We start from the raw sequence: 357 nt of genomic DNA on the forward strand, positions 1-357 counted from the left end.
ACTCTAATTGAGGCGTTTATTGTGGTATTTATAGTTTTAATGCTTTTTCTTCAGGATTTTATATCTACAATTATTACTTACATTGCCGTTCCTGTATATATAGTAGGCACATTCAATTTCATTTTATTATTGTGCTTTACCATTAATTTATTTACGCTTTTTGCACTTGTATTGTCTATCGGTATCGTAGTAGAGGAAGCTCTTGTAGTGGTAGAAGCGGTTAGCAGTAATATTCAGGGGAATACAATTTCAAAAATAGTTAATACATTAATGTTAAAGCACAATAATAAAAGTAAAAAGTATGTGACTAATATATCTACAGGAACGGCAATGTCAGGAATAATTGTATATCTAAAA

The 357-nt window shown here is 29.4% G+C and carries 1 protein-coding gene; it reads left to right on the forward strand.

Going from position 1 to position 357, the window contains the following annotated elements; translation table 11 throughout:
• Positions 1–357, forward strand: a 357-nt coding sequence (locus tag GNY06_RS00930) for an efflux RND transporter permease subunit (protein WP_176589926.1), incomplete at both ends; no start/stop codon positions are given.

The organism is Elizabethkingia argenteiflava, assembly GCF_009904105.1.
GTDB classification, from domain to species: Bacteria; Bacteroidota; Bacteroidia; order Flavobacteriales; family Weeksellaceae; genus Elizabethkingia; species Elizabethkingia argenteiflava.